Below are 18,245 nucleotides of genomic sequence, written 5' to 3'. Positions count from 1 at the left end.
TCCCTTACAATAGATTTACTCGTACTAATTTTATGAGAGACTGCAAAGAATCATGAAATCTATTGATCCATCCTTATCTGCGTTTATCTGCGTTTATCTGCGTTTATCTGCGTTTATCTGCGTTCAAATATTCTTAAAATCTGATTCCATGCAGTTCCATCTTAACTTGAGATTAGATACATCAATACAGTGAATATTTACATAAAAAACTAATCATCAATTTAATTATGCTTTCTACTCAACGGATTATTAATTGCCCAAATTCAGAATGTGATCAACCAATTAACTCTGTGGGGGATACTATTTGCGATCGCTGTCACACTCCCCTAATTTACCGCTATCTCCGGGCAACTGGCAACCAAGTAGCAGAAATTCCCCCAGGAACAAAAGTAGCAGACAGATATGAAGTCATCAAACCACAAATTTGGCTAGATACCAAACCTGCAACCTTACCACATATACCTGCCCAACTGCCAAATATCGTTATTCCCTATCTCAGCTTATATTCACAACGTTTACATATTCCCCAAGCTTATGGGTTTACTTCCTTAGCAGAAATATATGGTGATATTTTACTGCTAGAAAATGCCCCCATAGATGAAACAGGCTGCATTTACCCGAAAATTACCGACTCCTGGGAACAAGCATCTCCCGTCAGACAAGTTTACTGGTTATGGCAAATTCTCCAACTATGGACACATTTATCAAAATTAGGAGTTGCCCAAAGTTTACTATTAGCAGATAATTTATGTGTGCAAGGTTGGTGTATTCGGTTATTAGAACTGCATCAAAGTACAGAACCACCAACTTTACAAGATTTAGGTAATTCTTGGCGGAACTGGGTGACAATAGCCAAAACCACAATTGCCGAAAAACTAAACATCATAGTTGAGTTAATGTGTCAACCAGAAATTGATTTACAGATCATCAATACTCAACTCAATGAATTATTGCTAACAACAGCCGCCGACTTACCTTTATATTTAACCATAGCCGGGGCAACAGATCCTGGAACTGTTATTAAACATAATGAAGATGCTTGTTATCCCAGTCATCCGAGAGATATAGATGATCAATTACAACCACGACTAGCAATTATTTGTGATGGTATTGGTGGCCATGAAGGTGGTGAAGTTGCGAGTCAATTAGCTTTGCAGTCTCTCAAATTGCAAATGCGGGCTTTATTAACAGAGATAGGACAACAAACAGAACTATTAACCCCGAATTTATTATATCAACAAATAGAGTCTTGTTTGCGAGTCGTTAATAATGTGATATGGTCGCGCAATGACGAGGAAAAACGCCAGGGCAAAGAACGCATGGCCACAACCTTAATCATGTCCTTGCAAATCCCCCAAAGAGGAGAACAATTAGAAAATTCCCACGAACTTTATTTAGCCCATATTGGTGATAGTCGGGCTTATTGGATAACCCAGAATTATTGTCAACTTCTGACTGTAGATGATGATATGGTAAAACGAAAAGTTGGTTTAGGGAAAAGTTTATATCGTCAAGCATTGCAAATCCCAGAAGCCAAAGCCCTGACCCAAGCACTAGGCACAAAAGAAGCCGAATTTCTCAACTTTTCGATTCAACGATTTATCATAGAAGAAGATGGGATTTTATTGCTGTGTTCCGATGGTTTAAGCGATCGCAATTTAGTCGAACAATCCTGGCAAGACTACGCAATTCCCGTGCTTACAGGCGATTTAGACATAGCAGATGCTACCCAGGAATTAATTAAACTCGCCAATGAAAAGAATGGCCAAGATAATATATCTGTAGTATTGACCCTTTGTCGTGTGGCCAAAGCATCCTCAATGGCAATTATCCCCGCACCTCCGGCAGAAATTATTCCTCCCCAACCCTTAGCTGTTCCCGATTCAGAAGCATTAATTATCACAGCATCCATAGAAACAGATTTAGCCGCAAGTTCCCAAGCCCTGCTTGATTTAAGTCTGACAGAAGCACAGACAGCACCGATAAAACCATCTAGAAGCAAAGGTTTGGGACTATTTGCGAGATTATTAGTTTTGTTGCTGGGAAGTACCACTGTCGGTTTATTTGCTTGGTGGCAATTATCTCCCCAATCATTCTCACAAGTCTGTCGGCAACTTCCCCAAAAGGTGCGAGAATTCTGTCCAGGTAGGGAGTAGGTAGGGAGTAGGTAGGGGAGGTAGGGGAGGTAGGGGAAGTAGGGGAGGTAGGGGAAGTAGGGGAGGTAGGGGAGGTAGGGGAGGTAGGGAAAAGAGTATTACCATTACCAATTACCAATTACCCATTACCCATTACCCATTACCAATTACCAATCATCTTAATAAGAAATATACAAGTTTGTTCCACGGCTGAATAGCGCGATGTGTTGTAAAATTGAGTTTGCCATTAAATCATGCTGGATTTTATATTCAAAAAAGCTGTGGAGATGGTTTGGGAACAAAAAAAGTTAGATACATAAGATATTATGAAAGTAGGCGATCGCGTGCAAGTGAAAGAATCAGTAGTAGTTTATCATCATCCTGAACATCGCGGTCAGGCTTTTGACATCAAAGGTACAGAAGGAGAAATAGTGGCTATTGTCACCCAATGGCAGGGTAGACCCGTGAGTGCTAACTTTCCTTTTTTAGTGCAGTTTGGCAAAAAATTTAAAGCCCACTTACGCGATTTTGAAATAGAAAGTATCTAGAATAGGAGTCAGAAGTCAGAAGAGGGAATAAAAAAGAATTCAGTATCCCCAATAATTGATTCTCACTTCTGAACTCTTTTTCAGTAATATTCCCAGCAATGCAAATTAATATTGCTACCTGCAACTACAACCGCAGCCGCAAAATTTTCTGCTGGTGTTAATTCTCTTAAATTCCAATCTCCTGATACAAGTAATTGACTTGGTTGATTTGGTGTTAAAGATATTTCAATTTCTTCTAACTGTACTAAACCATCTCCTGTGGCTTTTAAATAAGCTTCTTTGCAAGTCCAATAACGGAAAAATATTTGTTGCTGTTCTTGGGGAGAAATAAGTCGCAGATGTTCATATTCTTTAAAAGAAAAAAACCGTTTTGCCAGACTTTCCAAATCAGACATAGTGCGAATATATTCTAAATCCACACCAATTTGATTTTGATAACTTACTCCACACAAAGCCAAATCTTGGGAATGAGATAAGTTAAATAATAATCCTTGATCAGCAAATTTAGCCGCTAATAAAGGCTTACCACGGGGCTGATATTCAAATTCTACTTGTTTGGGATCAATACCCAAATATTGCCCTAAAATGGCGCGGAGAGTGCCACGTCCAGCAATAAATCTTTGCCGATGTTCAGGAAAATAAAACCTTTGGGCGCGAGCAATTTCATCACTAGATAAAGTTTCTCGAAAAAATTGTAATTGTGATTCTGATGAATTTAAATTAATGCGCCAAATATGCACATCATTTAATAACAAATCTAATTTTTTAGGTGCAGGTAGCCAATTAAAATTAAACACAATCGCTAATAATTAAACTTTACTTTTTTGCATAGAACCATTTTCAATTTTTTGGCTACGGCTTGTTTCTATCCACTCTAAAACACGATTCCAAGCCCACCATTGATCAGGATCTTCATATTGATTTTGACATTTTTTGCTACTCACATAACCAACATGGCCACCGTAGCGAGTCAGTAATAAATCTATGTCAGGGTTTTTCGTAGCAGCGGCTTCTAAATCAGGAATAATGGCAGGATCAAATAAAGGGTCATCAGCAGCATATAAAATTAAAGTTGGTTTGGACAATTTAGGTAATAATTCTAACCCACTGCTGGCTTGATAATAATCAGCGACGGTGGCAAAACCCAAACGTTCAATCACCAATTCTTCATCAAATCCCCAAATACTATTAGCCCGTGCAATAGCTTCTGGTTGCATAGATTCAGGATAAACAGCATGAATTTTCCAGGCCAGTTTTTTCAATTCCTTAGCAATGCGAGATTCAATATATTTACCAAAGGGGTGTGTAACCAAATAAGTCAATGAACGGAACGAATCCAAACTCGGACAAATCACCGCCCCACCTGCAATATCAATGTCTTTAGGTGCTAAATCCGCTGCGGCTTTCACTCCCCACAACGCCAATTGTCCCCCCAAAGAATAGCCCGTAAACCAAAATGGCGAAGGACAACCCATTTTTGCCGCAGTTTCCGCAATTCTGACAAAATCTTCCCCTTCATACAAACCATCAGAAGTCAATGTTGGCGATAATTCTGCGGTTTTACCATGCGCCCGCCAATCAAATAACACCACAGCATAGCCTTGGGCGTAAGCCTTGCGTCCCAAAATTCTTAAAAACCATTGTTGGTCTAATTCTCCAGTAATACCATAAGTGCCAAGAATCGTACTATGGGCATTTGGGGGAATAGCAACTTTTCCAAAAATTGGCACACCTTGACCACCTGTGAAGATGACTTCCTGGTATTTTGGTTCTGGGTGAGTAGTTTTACGCTCCCAATCACGATTAGCCCATAAAGCTGTATAAGTCGTCATGGTCACGCCATTTTGCAAAAAATAGGGCGGCAAATACTCGTATTTATACATATAAATATTACAATCATTTACTTTTAATATTTATATTAGGTTTAACATATTTTTTATAATTGAGGTGGTAATCTTTTTATATATCAAGGAAAACAACTGTCTAGAGTTTGCTCCATGATCTCACAATCCCTCAACTTTTTCCCAGAATCAGCAAAGCGAAATTTTGGTAGTCGAGGAAACGTCAATTATCCTTAAATAAAGTAGTTATAATTTTTAAGAATGCCGAGGATTCTTGTCATAGACGATGACCCAGCGATTTCAGAACTTGTTGCCGTCAACTTGGAAATGGCGGGCTACGATGTTAGTCAAGCCGAAGATGGTATCAAAGGTCAGGCGCTGGCTCTCCAGCTACAACCAGACTTAATTATGCTCGATCTGATGTTACCTAGAGTAGATGGGTTTACAGTTTGTCAACGCTTACGTCGGGATGAACGCACTTCCGAAATTCCTGTATTGATGTTAACTGCTTTAAGCCAAACTCAAAACAAGGTAGAAGGCTTTAATGCTGGTGCGGATGACTATCTCACCAAACCCTTTGAGCTAGAAGAGTTATTAGCGCGGGTACGGGCTTTATTAAGACGCACGGACAGGATTCCCCAAGCTGCAAAACATAGCGAAATTCTCAACTATGGACCGATTACTCTCGTTCCCGAAAGATTTGAGGCTATCTGGTTCAAAACAACAGTGAAATTGACTCATTTAGAATTTGAGTTACTCCACTGCTTGCTACAACGTCATGGACAAACCGTTTCCCCCAGCGAAATCCTCAGAGAAGTTTGGGGTTATGATCCTGATGATGATATTGAGACTATTCGCGTGCATATTCGTCATTTGAGAACCAAACTCGAACCAGATCCTCGTCATCCACGCTACATTAAGACTGTCTACGGTGCGGGATATTGTCTGGAATTACCTAGTGTATCTTCTGGAATTGACGAAGCGATCGCTACAATAGTTGAGTGAAAGGGAACAGGGAACAGGGAACAGGGAACAGGCAAGAATTATTACCACTGACAACTGTACGGGCGAAGCATTTGGAGAACTATTTTTGGCAATGACCGATAATTTATCTTCCAAATGCTTCGCCCCTACTAACAACTGACAACTGACAAAAAGTCCATTTTTTGTAGGTTGGGTTAAGCGACAGCGCAACCCGACGCATTTGTTGGGTAACATACGTCAACCCAACCTACAAATCAAGAGTTTTTTCGATTTGGACAAGGTATTGTTATATAGATTGAATTTTTAACGCCAACTTAACTTATTGTTAATGTTTTTTTGCTTTTTAATCGCTTTAACCCTACACCAAGACCAATTCCTGTTATAGAACCAAGAATAGTACCACTCCCTGAAATATCCCAAGGCACAGGCACACCTATAGCTATAGCGAACCATCGATTGGGATTATTCCAGTTATATATGTTGTAGGAGTGTTGAACTTCTCCTATATATGGAAGTTGGGTTGAATTGTTCGGCTGTATTGACGCTAAACTTAGAATGGAGTTCGTCTTTCCAGGTACGTGTTCAGTCTGGGTTGCATAAGCGAAGTACGCTCCTGCCCAATTATTCCCATTTATTCCAGTCGGATTCACGTAACAACCGCCTAATGGACAACCAACAACACTAGCCAATCCATTAGCAAGAGATTGATTTCCCCACAACGCATTACGTGGACTGTTCAAAGCGTTTGTGCCGAAAAAAGCATCATTGCCATTGAAACTGTGCGTAGTTACATCGTACTTTAAACCATTATAGGTAAAAACAACAGCACCAGCAGGGGAAGCAGAAGCAATCATCGTCCCAGCCAAGGTAGCACCAGCGATAGCTATACAAACTTTTTGGTTGATGAACATGGTGTTCAAAAATAAAATAGTTAACACAAACAAAATTTAATACTATGTCACCATAAATATTGAATCTCATAACAAAATTTCGTACTTAAAGACATAGTAACCCCAAAATAACAAAATTAGCTCGCAAAGACAATCTTCCTGAACCAGTCTACATAGCTCGTATGTTGACACAAAAAATTCTGTAAATATCGCAGTTTACCTCACTTGGTCGTACTCACAATGCTTATACAGCCTTTGAACCATCCTAATTTGGCTACAGTATTGACAAATTTAATTATTTCTAATTGCAGATTTTTAGAACAAAACTGTTCCCAGTTAAGAGTTAAGAGTTCCCTACCCTGACAGACAACTTTTTCAAAAACTCCTAATTATCAAAAACCATGGTAAAATAAATAGTTCTCTAAAACAGTGCTGGGTGAAGAACGTAGAGACAAAACTCAGCACACCTACACACTCAGCACTAAAGAACTCTAGTTTATGCCATTGCCAATTGTTGCAATTATCGGCCGCCCCAATGTGGGCAAATCTACCTTTGTAAATCGTCTTGCCGGAGATCAAACGGCAATAGTCCATGATGAACCAGGGGTAACACGCGATCGCACCTATCGTCCAGCTTTTTGGAATGATCGGGAATTTGTGGTAGTGGACACAGGTGGCTTGGTTTTTAACGATGACACCGAATTTCTCCCCATGATTCGCCAACAGGCGTTAACAGCACTTTCAGAAGCTTGTGCTGCTATTTTTGTTGTGGATGGACAAGCTGGTTTGATGCCCGCAGATGAAGAAATTTCTGAATGGTTACGTCAACAACCAGTACCCGTATTACTGGCTGTGAATAAATGTGAATCTCCAGATCAAGGGGTGATTCAAGCTGCTGAATTTTGGGAATTGGGACTAGGTGAACCTTTCCCCATTTCCGCGATTCATGGTAGTGGGACAGGGGAAATCCTGGATGAGTTAATGAATCACATTCCTCTGATAGTAGAAGAAGAGGAAAATAAGGAAATTAAAGTTGCCATTATTGGTAGACCAAATGTAGGCAAATCCAGCCTACTCAATGCGTTTGTTGGTGAATATAGAGCTATTGTCAGTCCTATTTCTGGAACAACTAGAGATACAATTGATACAGTAGTTGAACGAGGTGATCAAACCTATAGGTTAATTGATACTGCTGGTATTCGCAAAAAGAAACATATCGAATACGGGACAGAATTTTTCAGTATTAACCGCGCTTTCAAAGCTATTCGCCGTTCTGATGTGGTTTTATTAGTGATTGATGCGGTAGATGGCGTAACTGAACAGGATCAAAAATTAGCAGGTCGCGTCTTAGAAGAAGGTCGCGCTTGTGTTATTGTTGTCAACAAGTGGGATGCTGTTGAGAAAGACTCGTATACCATTTATGATCATGCAAAAGAATTGGAATCACGCTTACACTTTACAGAATGGGCAGATACCATTTATGTTAGTGCTGTTACGGGACAACGGGTAGAAAAGATTTTAGAATTGGTAAATACAGCGGCTGAGGCACACAAACGCCGTGTGAGTACATCAGTAATTAATGAAGTGCTAGAAGATGCTATCAGTTGGCATTCACCACCGACTTCACGGGGCGGTCGTCAGGGCAAGATATACTATGGTACTCAGGTGAGTAGTCAGCCTCCTTCTATCGCGCTGTTCGTTAATGACAATACCCGCTTTAATGATAATTATCGCCGTTACATTGAACGCCAATTCCGCAAACAGTTAGGCTTTCAAGGTACACCCATTCGGCTATTTTGGCGCAGTAAGAAAGTTCGAGACGTGGAAATTGGCGGTCCAAACCGCGCTACTCGTGTAAAATAGGAAACGTAAGGAGTCAGGAGTCAGGAGTCAGTTAGGAAGCCAAAAAGGAAGCCAGGGAATAAATTCCTAAAAGCTAAAGTCGGTTAAAACCGACTGTTTTATGTTTATTTATTCTAGAAATAGGATAATTTTTGATTTTGAGTTAATCAGAGTGCGTTTTAACGTACTTTAGCTATTAGACCGGAGTTTTATTTCTGGGTGGCTTACTGACAACTGACAACTGACCAATGACAACTGACAAAATATGGATTTATTGCGATCGCTTCCTCTCGGACTTTACTTAGAAGAGCCACAAACTTGGTTACATAAACTCGACCCGCGAGTTAAGTTAATTTGGTTATTGAGCTTTCTGAGTAGCTATATTGTCGCTAATAACTATTGGCGAGTATTATTGGTATTACTGCTAATTACTTTTACTGTATTTGCCAGAATTCCTCTGAGAGTATGGCGACAACAAATGGGCTGGTTGTTGATATTATCATTTATGGTATTAGTTATTGGCTCCATTAGTCCTGATGGATTAGGTGTAAGTTATCAGTCCCGTTTACCTGCAAATGAACAAATCCTCACCCAACCAATAACTGATAAAAAGATCCAAGTTACTCCCGAATTAGCAGATAGTCATAAAGAATATAGCTATGTGCTATTTAATAAAGGATTTGTGAAAGTAAATCGCCGTTCTTTGGATTTGGCAATTAGCTTGAGTACAATAGTTTTTACATTAATCTACAGCACTAATTTATATTTACTCACAACTGCACCGGAAGAAATTACTTCGGGAATGGAAAGTTTAATGCAGCCGTTGAGAAGGTTCAATATTCCCGTTACAGAAATTACCCTGACGTTAACTTTATCTTTGCGGTTTATTCCCCTAGTTTTAGAAGAAATCCAAAACCTAGTGCGTTCTGTAATGACTAGGGCAATTAATTGGAAAAAGCTAGGATTAAAAGGAGGGGCAAAAGTTTGGTTAATTGTGACTGAGAGATTATTAGAAAATCTGCTTTTGCGGGCAGAACAAATGGCAAATGCGATGATGGTAAGGGGTTTTACTAGTCCTAACGAACATCGAGTTAAATGGCAGGAATTAAAGTTGAAAATGGGTGATTGGTTAGCGATCGCCACTTTAATGATATTTTGGGTAATTAGGATAGCTTTTGGTGCTGATGTTTCTTAAATAGACACCTGGCGAAAAAAAATGTAGAGACGTTCCATGGAACGTCTCTACTGGGTGAGGTAATTGATTATTTTTTAGTGCTGAAAATGGTAGTAAACATCATTAACATTCCCCCTGCCAAAATAATGATTGCTAATCCTCCAGCCACTAAATCCAAAGTATTACTATCTATGGTCATATTATCCATGCTCCTCTAAATTATACATTATGAATAATAATACACAACTACAAATTATTCTTGCTAATTCTATTATTGCCACCGTGTTACCTGCAATAGCCCAACTCGATTTACCTAACTGGTGGTTGGCTGGGGGTGCAGTCAGAAATACAGTTTGGCGTTCTCTGTTTGGGAAAGAATGTGATTTATTTATTAAAGATTTTGATATTGCTTTCTTTGATGATGTGGGAAATCGTGGCGTTAGCCATATCAGGATGTCCAGGATTTAAGGATTTACAGGATTTAATAAAGTGATCATCTTAATTATTTTGTGATCTAAAAAGCGAAGCTTACCAAAAGTATAAAATCAAATTCCTATCGTGATAATTTATTTTGCATCAATAATTAACCCGATAGGAATTTGTCTTAGTTATTTATCATCACCTCTGGCTAAATGTTCATTTAACAAAACATGGCTTGCTAGTCTAGTCATAGACGGACTCGTTTTTCTACAACCAGATGCTGACTGAGATAAAACTGAGGCTGCCAATTTCTTAGCTAGATAGTGAATATAATTAGGGTCAGGCTGAAAATATTGCATTTTTCTCCTTGCATATAAAATATACTGGCAATTTTAGCACATTTATTTTTAAAAACAAGGATTTTCCAAAATATCAAGATTTTATTTAGATTTATATAAATGGGATATAAGTTTAAATTAGTGCTTGCTGGTAATGAGGCTTATATTTTAAATATTACAAGTCTCAACGCGAGAGAAGATATAAAAAAAACATACCAAAAATCCATTAGATTCTTCCACTAATATTTGTCTTGGGAGATGGCCTTTTGGTGCATTTATATTAAAAGTAATATCGCCATAATAAAACCACTCTGTTGCTGTTTTCCATCCCACAGCGTAGCCAAAAGCTGACGTAATTATTCTGTTATGCTTGTTTGTTTCTCCCATATGCTTGTTTGTTCCTCCAACATTTTGATAAATACGCTTTTGGATAGAAAAACCAAAACGTTCATTGCTGTATTTTACCCACAATTGATCAATAGTACGGAGGTCTTCACACGGGAAATTATTAATGCTATTAAAATCTAGCGAGCCTAGATATTCCCGTTTCGCAACCGCTAACATGACTCGCGTTGTCTCTTCATCAGCTTCTTTCCATTTTCCTGCTGCAAGTAAGTCACGAAGACGGGTATAATTCATATTTACTGCTGATTTTAGCTCAACATCAACACACTGAATATATTCAAGTCGTTCAAGAGTCTCATTGTAATCATTAATATTATTTTCTTGTTTGTAAATATGGGCTGCTTTTTTAAAATCATCTATTGCGGCCTGCTGATTTTTTAAAGATAAAAGAGTTAAGCCACGATTGTAATAGGTGTTAGCACAATTAGGAAGAATTTTTATTGCCTGATTATAGTCTCTAATTGCATCTTGATATAGTTCCAAATTATAATAAATTAATCCGCGCTTGAAATAAGCTTGAGCATCATTAGAATTGATTGCAATCATAGTTGATAAATCTTGAATAGCACCTCGATTATCTCCTGCATTGAAACGAGCTAACCCACGATAGTAATAGTTATTAGCATCACGTGGTGAAAGTTTAATAAGGTATGTAAAATCTTCAATAGCACCTTGATTATCTCCTAAATTATAACAAGCTACTCCTCGGTTGTAGTAAGCATAATTATCAGTGGGTAAAATTTCAATAATCTGTGTATATAGCCATATAGCATCTTGATATAGCCCCAAATTATAATAAATATTTTCTACCTTCCAACAAGCACTAACTTCATTAGGAGCAATGTTAATAATTTTGGTTAAATCTTCAATAGCAGCTAATTTGTATCCTAATTTAGAGTAGATTTCTGCTCGTTCATAGTAGGCATCGATATAATTACTATCAAGCTTAATTGCCTGAGTATAATCTGAAATAGCAGCTTGATTATCTCCTAAATAAGAATGAGCCAAACCCCGCTTGTAGTATAATTCAGTATCGGCAGGATTAATAAGAAGTGCTTGAGTATAATCATCAATTGCACCCTGCGTATCTCCCAAGTTGTTACGGATGTCTCCTCTATTATAATAGGCTTCAGTAAGGCTAGGATTAATAAGGAGTGCTTGAGTATAATCGTCAATTGCACTCTGCGTATTTCCTAATGCCTCATGTATAAGTCCTCTATTATTGTATATTGCAGAAATATTAGGATTGCTAAATATAGCCTTATTATAATTAGATAATGCTCCTAAATAATCTTTTGATTCTCGACAAGCCATTGCTTGTTGATCATAAATCAGAGCTAAATTATAACCTGAATTAATAGAATCATTTGGTTCATAAAATATAAAACTCTCTAAATAGCCACGTAACCCACCAGGATAAAGTAATTCATCTATTCCGACTAAAGTTTTATCACCAGTTGATTTAATCATATTGGTTGGTAAAAAGCCAGCTATAATAAAACGATACTCTTTTTCATTTTCACTAAATTCTTCTTGACATAAAATACAAATTAAAACAGCATTTTTTTCAATTTCTTCTCTATCAATTGACCATTGAACCTTATCAAAATTTCCATAACGAGTTTTAACCTGAATACCAATTGATGAATCAGAAGTTAAGGTAAAATCAACCTTACCATCTCCACCTTTGCGTTTTTTATAATCAACTTCAGTTACAAAGTCACCTAAACGACTTTTAACAACTTCCTCACCCAGCTTTCCCTTGAAATTATTGATAACAACATCACGAATAGGAGTTGAAGAAGTATGTCTATATTTTTCAGCCATATCCCAGCAAAAATCCCGTAATTGCTGTAACCTCTCTCCAGAGATAACTGTCAACTCACTATGCTGGCCTTCCTTCTTACAATGGAGTAAGTCACCAGATTTCAGTCTTTGAATAAAATCAGTCTGCTGTGCTTTGAGTATAGTTGTCCAGTCCATTTGTCAAAACCCACCTTTATCTGACAAAAAGTATTTATTCTATTATTCCCTATCAAGCAACAAAAAGCACTAATCTAGATCACATTGCAGTTTTTGAGTCTAACCGAAAAGTATAGAATCCTCAAACCCTAAAAACACAACTCAAACAAACATCCTGTAAATCCTTAAATCCTGGATATCCTGATTCTGACAATTTGACAATTTAATTTTATAACCCTATGAGTTTTGACAACGTTTGTAAACTACTAGCAGAAAAATATCCCTTTGATTTTGCTAAATGGTTACTTCCCCAAGAACCAAAAACAATCAAAGTCTTAAAAACCGAATTGAGTATAGAACCAATTCGCGCTGATTTTGTCACCTTCCTACAAACAGAAAATCGGATTTTACATATTGAATTTCAAACTAACCCACAATCTAAACCTCCCATTCCTTTTAGGGAGTTAGACTATTCAGTGAGATTAATCCGTACATATCAAGTTCCTGTAACCCAAGTAGTGATTTTCTTACAAGAAACAAATGATCCAACTGTTTTTACTGAAGAATATGTTAACGAAACAACCAGACACCGTTACCGTGTCATCAGAATGTGGGAAGAAGAACCAGAATTATTTTTGCATAATCTGGCATTATTACCATTAGCACCATTAACCCGGACAAATTCACCCCAAGGTTTATTATCCCAGATTGCCAATAATGTTGCTAAAATTGCAGATAGGGAGACTAAACAGGATATTGCAGCTTACACAGAGATTTTAGCCGGGTTACGGTTTGAAAAAGATTTTATTCGTCAATTGTTAAGTGAGGATATTATGCAAGAATCAGTAATTTATCAGGATATTTTGCAGAAGGGAGAAGGAAAAGGAGAACAAAAAGAGGCAGTTAAATTTTGTCTAATGTTACTTAATCAACGCTTTGGACAACTTGATTCTGAAATACTTGAAAGAGTAAAAGTCTTATCGGTTGAACATCTAGAAAATTTAGGTGCAGCGTTGTTTAATATTTCCGAAATTGCTGATTTAGTAACTTGGTTAAATCAAGAAGATCATCATTAATAGTGATTTTTGGGTTGGGTTTTCTCAATCCAAACAAAAACTAAAAACTAGATCCCCGACTGCTTTAAGAAGTCGGGGATATTATCGGTTTAAAAATCAACCCCCCGCTTCAATTCCACACCTTGATTTGCGTAGTGTTTATGACAGTAAACCTCAGAGTGAATACTAGCTAAATCAAAATAAGCCGGTTGATTTTGACAGCGCCCAGTAATAATCACTTCCGTATCACGGGGTTTACGTAACAAAGCTTGAACAATGGGATCAACTGGTAACAATTCTAAATCCACAGTGGGATTGAGTTCATCGAGGATAATAGTTTTATACACACCAGAAGCGATCGCAATTTTGGCAATTTCCCAACCCCTCTCCGCTTCTATATAGTCTAAATCTTGACGAGAATTCCGCCAAACAATGGCATCCCGTCCACACCGTTGATGATCTACTACTTCAGGATAAGATTGCTGTAAAGCCGCTATAGCTGCATCTTCAGTATAACCACTCCCACCTTTCAACCACTGCATAATTAATACACGGGTAGAACCAGGATGATTGATACCTCTCCCAATAGCTTGCAAAGCCTTACCCAAAGCACTGGTAGATTTACCCTTACCTGCACCTGTATAAATTTCAATCCCTTCAATAAAGAGTTCTGCGGCTGTGGGGTGGTGGTGGGGTTTCATTTCCGAATGCAAATCCGCAATATCTAACAATGCTTGTGGTGCAGCGCGTCCAGTCGTAATGATTTCCAATTCTTGGGGTTTAGATTTTAACGTGTTTACCACTTCCTCCACCGATAACAAACCCAAATCCAAAACCGGGTTAATTTCATCCAAAACAACTACTGAATACAACCCGGAAGCGATCGCACCTTTGGCTACATCCCAGCCCCGTGCAGCCTCAGTTCGATCAAAAGGTGTAATTTGATCATGGCCAAAAAACTCCGCTCTTCCTGTGCGAACCTGATCAATAAGATGGGGAAACCCTCGCTGTAAAGCAGTTATCGCTCCATCTTCATCATAATCCCGTTCTGGACCCTTCAAAAACCGCAGCAATAAAACCCGGCTAGAATCACTGGGTGTATTAATGCCCAAACCAATCGAGCGCAAAACCACTCCTAAAGCTGCTTGGGACTTACCTTTCCCAATACCATCATAGACGTGAATTTGACCCGTAAGCCGCTCAGAACGCACTTGCGCTGTGCGAATACCGATACCGTTCCTTGTCATATTTTGAAAAGCTATAAAGTGGCAATTCCTTATCTTAACGAAACTAGAGTCTAGAATGTGCGGTTTTTTATCTGCGTATTACAGTTTGATGAATGTATAATAAAATTAATCTAAATATCTTGACGCACTCAGATCATAAATGTCAGAAGAATGAGATAATTGCCGATTATCCGTATTCTTTCAGTTATACTCTGTACAACTAATCCCCAGATCCCCGACTTCTTGAAGAAGTCGGGGATCTAACTAACTCCTAAAATCTCCTTGTTGTTACCATTATGTCTGATGAATTATCACTACCTATAATTTTGCCCATTGGGGCGATATTTTTTGAGATATTATTCTTACTAATTGCCATTCCCCTAGAAGCTTATATTCTGAATAGATGGCTGAAGTTTGATAAAAGAACCAGCATTTTTTATGCTATAGCCTTAAATGTTTTTTCGAGTGTAATTGGTTGGATTGTGTTTTTCACAGTCGAACCAATATTAGACATCGCTATCAAAAAAGAATTGATTAATTATGTATTTTTTAATAAACTTCAAGATCCTAGCATTGGCACAATGATAGTTTTATTGTCATTTACTATTTTCATAGCGACTTTTCTAGTGAAATTTTTACTAATGAAGATCCTCATAATTTTTATGGGAGAAGGAGGAAAAAAAACAGAAACAGAAATCATTTCTTCACAGCAAAGAGCCAGTTATATGAATATGGCTAAGTTGCAAAATACTAATTTAATAACTGCAACCTTAATAGCCAATTCACTCAGTTACACTGCCATAACCTTCATTATCCTAATTCGCTCGCTCTCGATAAAATGATCAATATTCATCATTGCATTAATTAGAGGTAATCTCATGAACTTTTTATTGAAGGAAATACGTGGCATATTTAAATATATTCAGGATTTATTTGCAGGAGTGCAAAAATTTCTGACACCTGCTAAAGCATACTCGTGGCAAACATTAATTTATTTGAGTATTTTTTCTTGGGGAATATCATATTTTGCCCTAGGGTATATCAAAGATATTATTGCCTTTTGTGGTTGGCTATTTTTATTAGCAGGAACAGCTTGGTATACTACCGATGATCCTTTAAGAGTTCCGGGAACTTTTATGCCAGTGGGGGCAGTAACAACGGGATTTTTAGTGAGTATCTTTGCTTTTGGACAAAAAGAAGGTGTATTAACACCGAATACGATAGTTATTTGGCCAACAATAGCTGCCATAGTTACAGCCATACCTAATTTCTTTGAAGGTACAGGTGGAAAATTAGCAAAAGCCAAACTTCCTAAATTACAAGATCGTCAAAAAGTTGTAGTTTTATTAGCTTGGTGTATGCTAATTAGTTGTTGGCTTCAGTTTTACTTTGTCATAGATAAATGGTTAAAAGAATATCCTAGTTTACGAGCAGATAATTTTCAAAAAAGTGCTTTTGTGATTAGATTAGAACCACCAGCCAAAAAGCCGAAAACTGGTGATTTGATCTTAAATAAATTACAACCTTTAGTTAATCAACAAATTGCCAATAAACCTTGGTCAGAAGTGGAAAAATGGTTACTAGAAGCTAAACCGCGACTAGGAAACTTGGGGAGAAGAACGATTAATAGTAATTTAGGTCAATCTCAAGAAAGGCTATTATGGCGAGTTGAACCCCGTGTAGTCAATATTAAATCTGGATATAGACTAGATATTTTGACAATTTGGGGGGGACCTGGTGCCAACTCTCAAGGATATTACTGGAAAAAATCTTGTTTGATAGAACCATCTAACTCTGGTAAACAAACAGATAATAAAAACACCATTGCCCGTCTGACTTGCGATCGCACAAGTAAATTTATCATGGGTTCTCCACCAGCACAGCAATAAGGAAGAAACAAGCAATTACTATGAATGTAATGAGAACTGTCGTCATGGCTAAGAATGTATTTCAGGAAGTGATCCGCGATCGCATCCTGTACATCATCGGTTTTTATGCCATTATCCTGGGTATTGCCTTCCGTGCCATTCCCGAATTTACTGTCACTGCTTTTGATAAAATCTTTTTAGACTTTGGTTTGGCAACCATGAACGTCATTGGTTTAATTGTGGCTATATTTATCGGCACAGGATTAGTTAACAAAGAAATCGAAAAACGGACTATCTTAGTATTAATTGCCAAACCCATCAGCCGCAGTGAATTTATTGCTAGTAAATATTTAGGGTTATCAGCAGTTATCGCTGTCCTCATTACTGCAATGACAATAATTTATTTAGGATTCTTACAACTTGGTCAAGTATCCTATCCGGTTACTAGCATTTTTCTGGCTACGCTATTCATCTTTTTTCAATTATGTTTAATTACTGCCGTAGCCATTACTTTGGGCGTTTTTACCAGTTCACTAATAGCCACAGCCCTAACATTTGCAGTGTATTTAATGGGGAATGTTACTCAAGATTTAGTGGCATTAGGTAAATTAAGTCAGAATCCTGGTATGGAACGCATTACCCAAAGTTTATATCTAATTTTGCCAGATTTATCTAGATTAGATTTAAAGAATGATGCTGTTTACGGTTTGCAAGCACTACCTGATACAATTACATTAATTACCAATGCGGGATATGGTTTGCTTTATAGTTTTATGTTGTTAGCGATCGCTATTCTTATCTTTTTAAGACGAGAATTTTAAATAACAAGATCCCCGACTTCTTAGAGAAGTCGGGGATCTGAAAATCTCGACTTTCAAAAATTTTGTGAAAATAATTATTGTCTATGATTTACGATTCCCCACTAAATACTACTGATAGTCTCATTTATCCTGATATTTATCATCACCAAGTTTCCTCGAATCAGCCTTTGAAACTAGGAATTATGGCTTCTGGGAATGGTAGTAACTTTGAAGTAATTGCCCAAGCCATTGCCGATGGTAAAATTAACGCCCAAATTCAAGTTTTAATTTACAACAATCCTGATGCGAAAGCAGCCGTCAGGGCTGAAAATTGGGGTGTAGAATCTGTATTGTTAAATCATCGGGACTACAAAAATCGGGAAAAATTTGATCATAAAGTTGTCCAAACATTACAGCAGTATAATGTAGAATTCGTGATTATGGCGGGATGGATGCGATTAGTCACACAAGTTTTAATTGACGCTTTTCCTAATCGGATGATTAATATTCATCCTAGTTTATTACCGAGTTTTAAGGGCGTGCAAGCTGTAGAACAGGCTTTGGTTGCTAAAGTCAAAATTACGGGCTGTACTGTACATCTTGTTTCTTTAGAAGTTGACAGTGGTGAAATTTTAATTCAAGCGGCTGTTCCGGTTTTACCAGATGATACATCAGAAACACTACACGCGAGAATTCAAATCCAAGAGCATCGGATTTTACCAATGGCGATTTCTTTGTTGAGTCAAAGGAAATAGAC

General features: G+C 37.7%; 16 protein-coding genes and 1 pseudogene. 11 read left to right on the top strand and 6 right to left on the bottom strand.

The features are described from left to right. The first annotated feature begins 227 nt into the window (after positions 1 to 227). The gene (locus tag FJR08_RS14535) at positions 228 to 2,156 is read left to right on the top strand and encodes a protein phosphatase 2C domain-containing protein (protein WP_168633634.1); all 1,929 of its coding nucleotides are present in this window, start codon (positions 228 to 230) and stop codon (positions 2,154 to 2,156) included. Between the two features lie 305 nt (positions 2,157 to 2,461). Beyond that, entirely contained in the window at positions 2,462 to 2,683 is a 222-nt protein-coding gene (locus tag FJR08_RS14530) for a ferredoxin-thioredoxin reductase variable chain (protein ID WP_015078389.1), read from the top strand. Between the two features lie 80 nt (positions 2,684 to 2,763). Here the strand turns inward: FJR08_RS14530 and hetI are convergent, their stop codons facing one another. Both hetI and FJR08_RS14520 read right to left on the bottom strand, forming a co-directional pair. Then, entirely contained in the window at positions 2,764 to 3,480 is a 717-nt protein-coding gene (gene hetI, locus FJR08_RS14525; RefSeq protein ID WP_015078388.1) for a 4'-phosphopantetheinyl transferase HetI, read from the bottom strand. A 12-nt stretch (positions 3,481 to 3,492) separates the two neighbouring features. Continuing rightward, positions 3,493 to 4,566 carry a YheT family hydrolase gene (locus tag FJR08_RS14520; RefSeq protein ID WP_168633633.1) on the bottom strand — a complete coding sequence of 358 codons (1,074 nt, stop codon included), beginning with the start codon at positions 4,564 to 4,566 and terminating at the stop codon, positions 3,493 to 3,495. 219 nt (positions 4,567 to 4,785) lie between these two features. Here FJR08_RS14520 and FJR08_RS14515 point away from each other — a divergent pair, with 219 nt between their 5' ends. After that, positions 4,786 to 5,529, top strand: a complete 744-nt coding sequence (locus tag FJR08_RS14515; protein WP_015078386.1) for a response regulator transcription factor — start codon at positions 4,786 to 4,788, stop codon at positions 5,527 to 5,529. A gap of 293 nt (positions 5,530 to 5,822) precedes the next feature. Here FJR08_RS14515 and FJR08_RS14510 read toward each other — a convergent pair whose 3' ends face one another. Next, positions 5,823 to 6,446, bottom strand: coding sequence for a hypothetical protein (locus FJR08_RS14510; RefSeq protein WP_168633632.1), 624 nt, complete (start codon positions 6,444 to 6,446; stop codon positions 5,823 to 5,825). Between the two features lie 450 nt (positions 6,447 to 6,896). Here FJR08_RS14510 and der point away from each other — a divergent pair, with 450 nt between their 5' ends. The 3 genes and pseudogenes from der to FJR08_RS14495 form a co-directional block, all read left to right on the top strand. Beyond that, positions 6,897 to 8,261 (top strand): ribosome biogenesis GTPase Der, encoded by a 1,365-nt coding sequence (gene der, locus FJR08_RS14505; protein ID WP_015078384.1) that lies wholly within the window; start codon positions 6,897 to 6,899, stop codon positions 8,259 to 8,261. A gap of 244 nt (positions 8,262 to 8,505) precedes the next feature. Continuing rightward, positions 8,506 to 9,435 carry an energy-coupling factor transporter transmembrane protein EcfT gene (locus FJR08_RS14500; protein ID WP_168633631.1) on the top strand — a complete coding sequence of 310 codons (930 nt, stop codon included), beginning with the start codon at positions 8,506 to 8,508 and terminating at the stop codon, positions 9,433 to 9,435. A gap of 207 nt (positions 9,436 to 9,642) precedes the next feature. Further along, positions 9,643 to 9,849, top strand: a pseudogene (locus tag FJR08_RS14495) (nucleotidyltransferase family protein); the annotation flags it as partial. 173 nt (positions 9,850 to 10,022) lie between these two features. On the opposite strand, the gene FJR08_RS14490 reads toward FJR08_RS14495, so the two are convergent. Then, positions 10,023 to 10,193 (bottom strand): hypothetical protein, encoded by a 171-nt coding sequence (locus tag FJR08_RS14490; RefSeq protein WP_168633629.1) that lies wholly within the window; start codon positions 10,191 to 10,193, stop codon positions 10,023 to 10,025. Between the two features lie 147 nt (positions 10,194 to 10,340). Next, the gene (locus FJR08_RS23275) at positions 10,341 to 12,560 is read right to left on the bottom strand and encodes a tetratricopeptide repeat protein (RefSeq protein ID WP_217357520.1); all 2,220 of its coding nucleotides are present in this window, start codon (positions 12,558 to 12,560) and stop codon (positions 10,341 to 10,343) included. A 218-nt stretch (positions 12,561 to 12,778) separates the two neighbouring features. Here FJR08_RS23275 and FJR08_RS14470 point away from each other — a divergent pair, with 218 nt between their 5' ends. After that, a complete protein-coding gene (locus tag FJR08_RS14470) occupies positions 12,779 to 13,615 on the top strand; it encodes a DUF4351 domain-containing protein (RefSeq protein ID WP_168633628.1) in 837 nt (278 codons plus the stop codon). Positions 13,616 to 13,704: 89 nt separating this feature from the next. Here FJR08_RS14470 and FJR08_RS14465 read toward each other — a convergent pair whose 3' ends face one another. Continuing rightward, entirely contained in the window at positions 13,705 to 14,841 is a 1,137-nt protein-coding gene (locus FJR08_RS14465) for a cob(I)yrinic acid a,c-diamide adenosyltransferase (RefSeq protein ID WP_015078379.1), read from the bottom strand. 275 nt (positions 14,842 to 15,116) lie between these two features. On the opposite strand from FJR08_RS14465, the gene fraC reads away from it, so the two are divergent. The 4 genes from fraC to purN all read left to right on the top strand — a co-directional run bounded on the left by fraC (position 15,117) and on the right by purN (position 18,243). Beyond that, on the top strand, positions 15,117 to 15,662 hold the full coding sequence (gene fraC / locus FJR08_RS14460) for a filament integrity protein FraC (RefSeq protein WP_168633627.1): 546 nt from the start codon (positions 15,117 to 15,119) through the stop codon (positions 15,660 to 15,662). Positions 15,663 to 15,698: 36 nt separating this feature from the next. Further along, complete coding sequence (gene fraD, locus FJR08_RS14455; RefSeq protein ID WP_168633626.1) at positions 15,699 to 16,709, top strand: septal junction protein FraD; 1,011 nt, start codon at positions 15,699 to 15,701, stop codon at positions 16,707 to 16,709. Between the two features lie 20 nt (positions 16,710 to 16,729). Continuing rightward, on the top strand, positions 16,730 to 17,509 hold the full coding sequence (locus tag FJR08_RS14450; RefSeq protein WP_168633625.1) for an ABC transporter permease: 780 nt from the start codon (positions 16,730 to 16,732) through the stop codon (positions 17,507 to 17,509). Positions 17,510 to 17,592: 83 nt separating this feature from the next. Further along, the gene (purN, locus tag FJR08_RS14445) at positions 17,593 to 18,243 is read left to right on the top strand and encodes a phosphoribosylglycinamide formyltransferase (RefSeq protein ID WP_168633624.1); all 651 of its coding nucleotides are present in this window, start codon (positions 17,593 to 17,595) and stop codon (positions 18,241 to 18,243) included. Positions 18,244 to 18,245: the final 2 nt, after the last annotated feature.

This window comes from Dolichospermum sp. UHCC 0260, from assembly GCF_009711985.1.
In the GTDB taxonomy this organism is placed as follows: domain Bacteria; phylum Cyanobacteriota; class Cyanobacteriia; order Cyanobacteriales; family Nostocaceae; genus Dolichospermum; species Dolichospermum lemmermannii.
The sequence above is the reverse complement of the archived record's forward strand: the minus strand, read 5'-3'. Positions and strand labels throughout refer to the sequence as shown.

Coding starts and splice junctions, on each gene's coding strand:
- FJR08_RS14535 (WP_168633634.1), top strand. CDS start 228: ATGCTTTCTACTCAACGGATTATTAATTGCCCAAATTCAGAATGTGAT.
- FJR08_RS14450 (WP_168633625.1), top strand. CDS start 16,730: ATGAATGTAATGAGAACTGTCGTCATGGCTAAGAATGTATTTCAGGAA.
- FJR08_RS14500 (WP_168633631.1), top strand. CDS start 8,506: ATGGATTTATTGCGATCGCTTCCTCTCGGACTTTACTTAGAAGAGCCA.
- FJR08_RS14520 (WP_168633633.1), bottom strand. CDS start 4,566: ATGTATAAATACGAGTATTTGCCGCCCTATTTTTTGCAAAATGGCGTG.
- FJR08_RS14470 (WP_168633628.1), top strand. CDS start 12,779: ATGAGTTTTGACAACGTTTGTAAACTACTAGCAGAAAAATATCCCTTT.
- fraC (WP_168633627.1), top strand. CDS start 15,117: ATGTCTGATGAATTATCACTACCTATAATTTTGCCCATTGGGGCGATA.
- fraD (WP_168633626.1), top strand. CDS start 15,699: ATGAACTTTTTATTGAAGGAAATACGTGGCATATTTAAATATATTCAG.
- FJR08_RS14515 (WP_015078386.1), top strand. CDS start 4,786: ATGCCGAGGATTCTTGTCATAGACGATGACCCAGCGATTTCAGAACTT.
- FJR08_RS14530 (WP_015078389.1), top strand. CDS start 2,462: ATGAAAGTAGGCGATCGCGTGCAAGTGAAAGAATCAGTAGTAGTTTAT.
- purN (WP_168633624.1), top strand. CDS start 17,593: ATGATTTACGATTCCCCACTAAATACTACTGATAGTCTCATTTATCCT.
- FJR08_RS23275 (WP_217357520.1), bottom strand. CDS start 12,560: ATGGACTGGACAACTATACTCAAAGCACAGCAGACTGATTTTATTCAA.
- FJR08_RS14465 (WP_015078379.1), bottom strand. CDS start 14,841: ATGACAAGGAACGGTATCGGTATTCGCACAGCGCAAGTGCGTTCTGAG.
- FJR08_RS14490 (WP_168633629.1), bottom strand. CDS start 10,193: ATGCAATATTTTCAGCCTGACCCTAATTATATTCACTATCTAGCTAAG.
- der (WP_015078384.1), top strand. CDS start 6,897: ATGCCATTGCCAATTGTTGCAATTATCGGCCGCCCCAATGTGGGCAAA.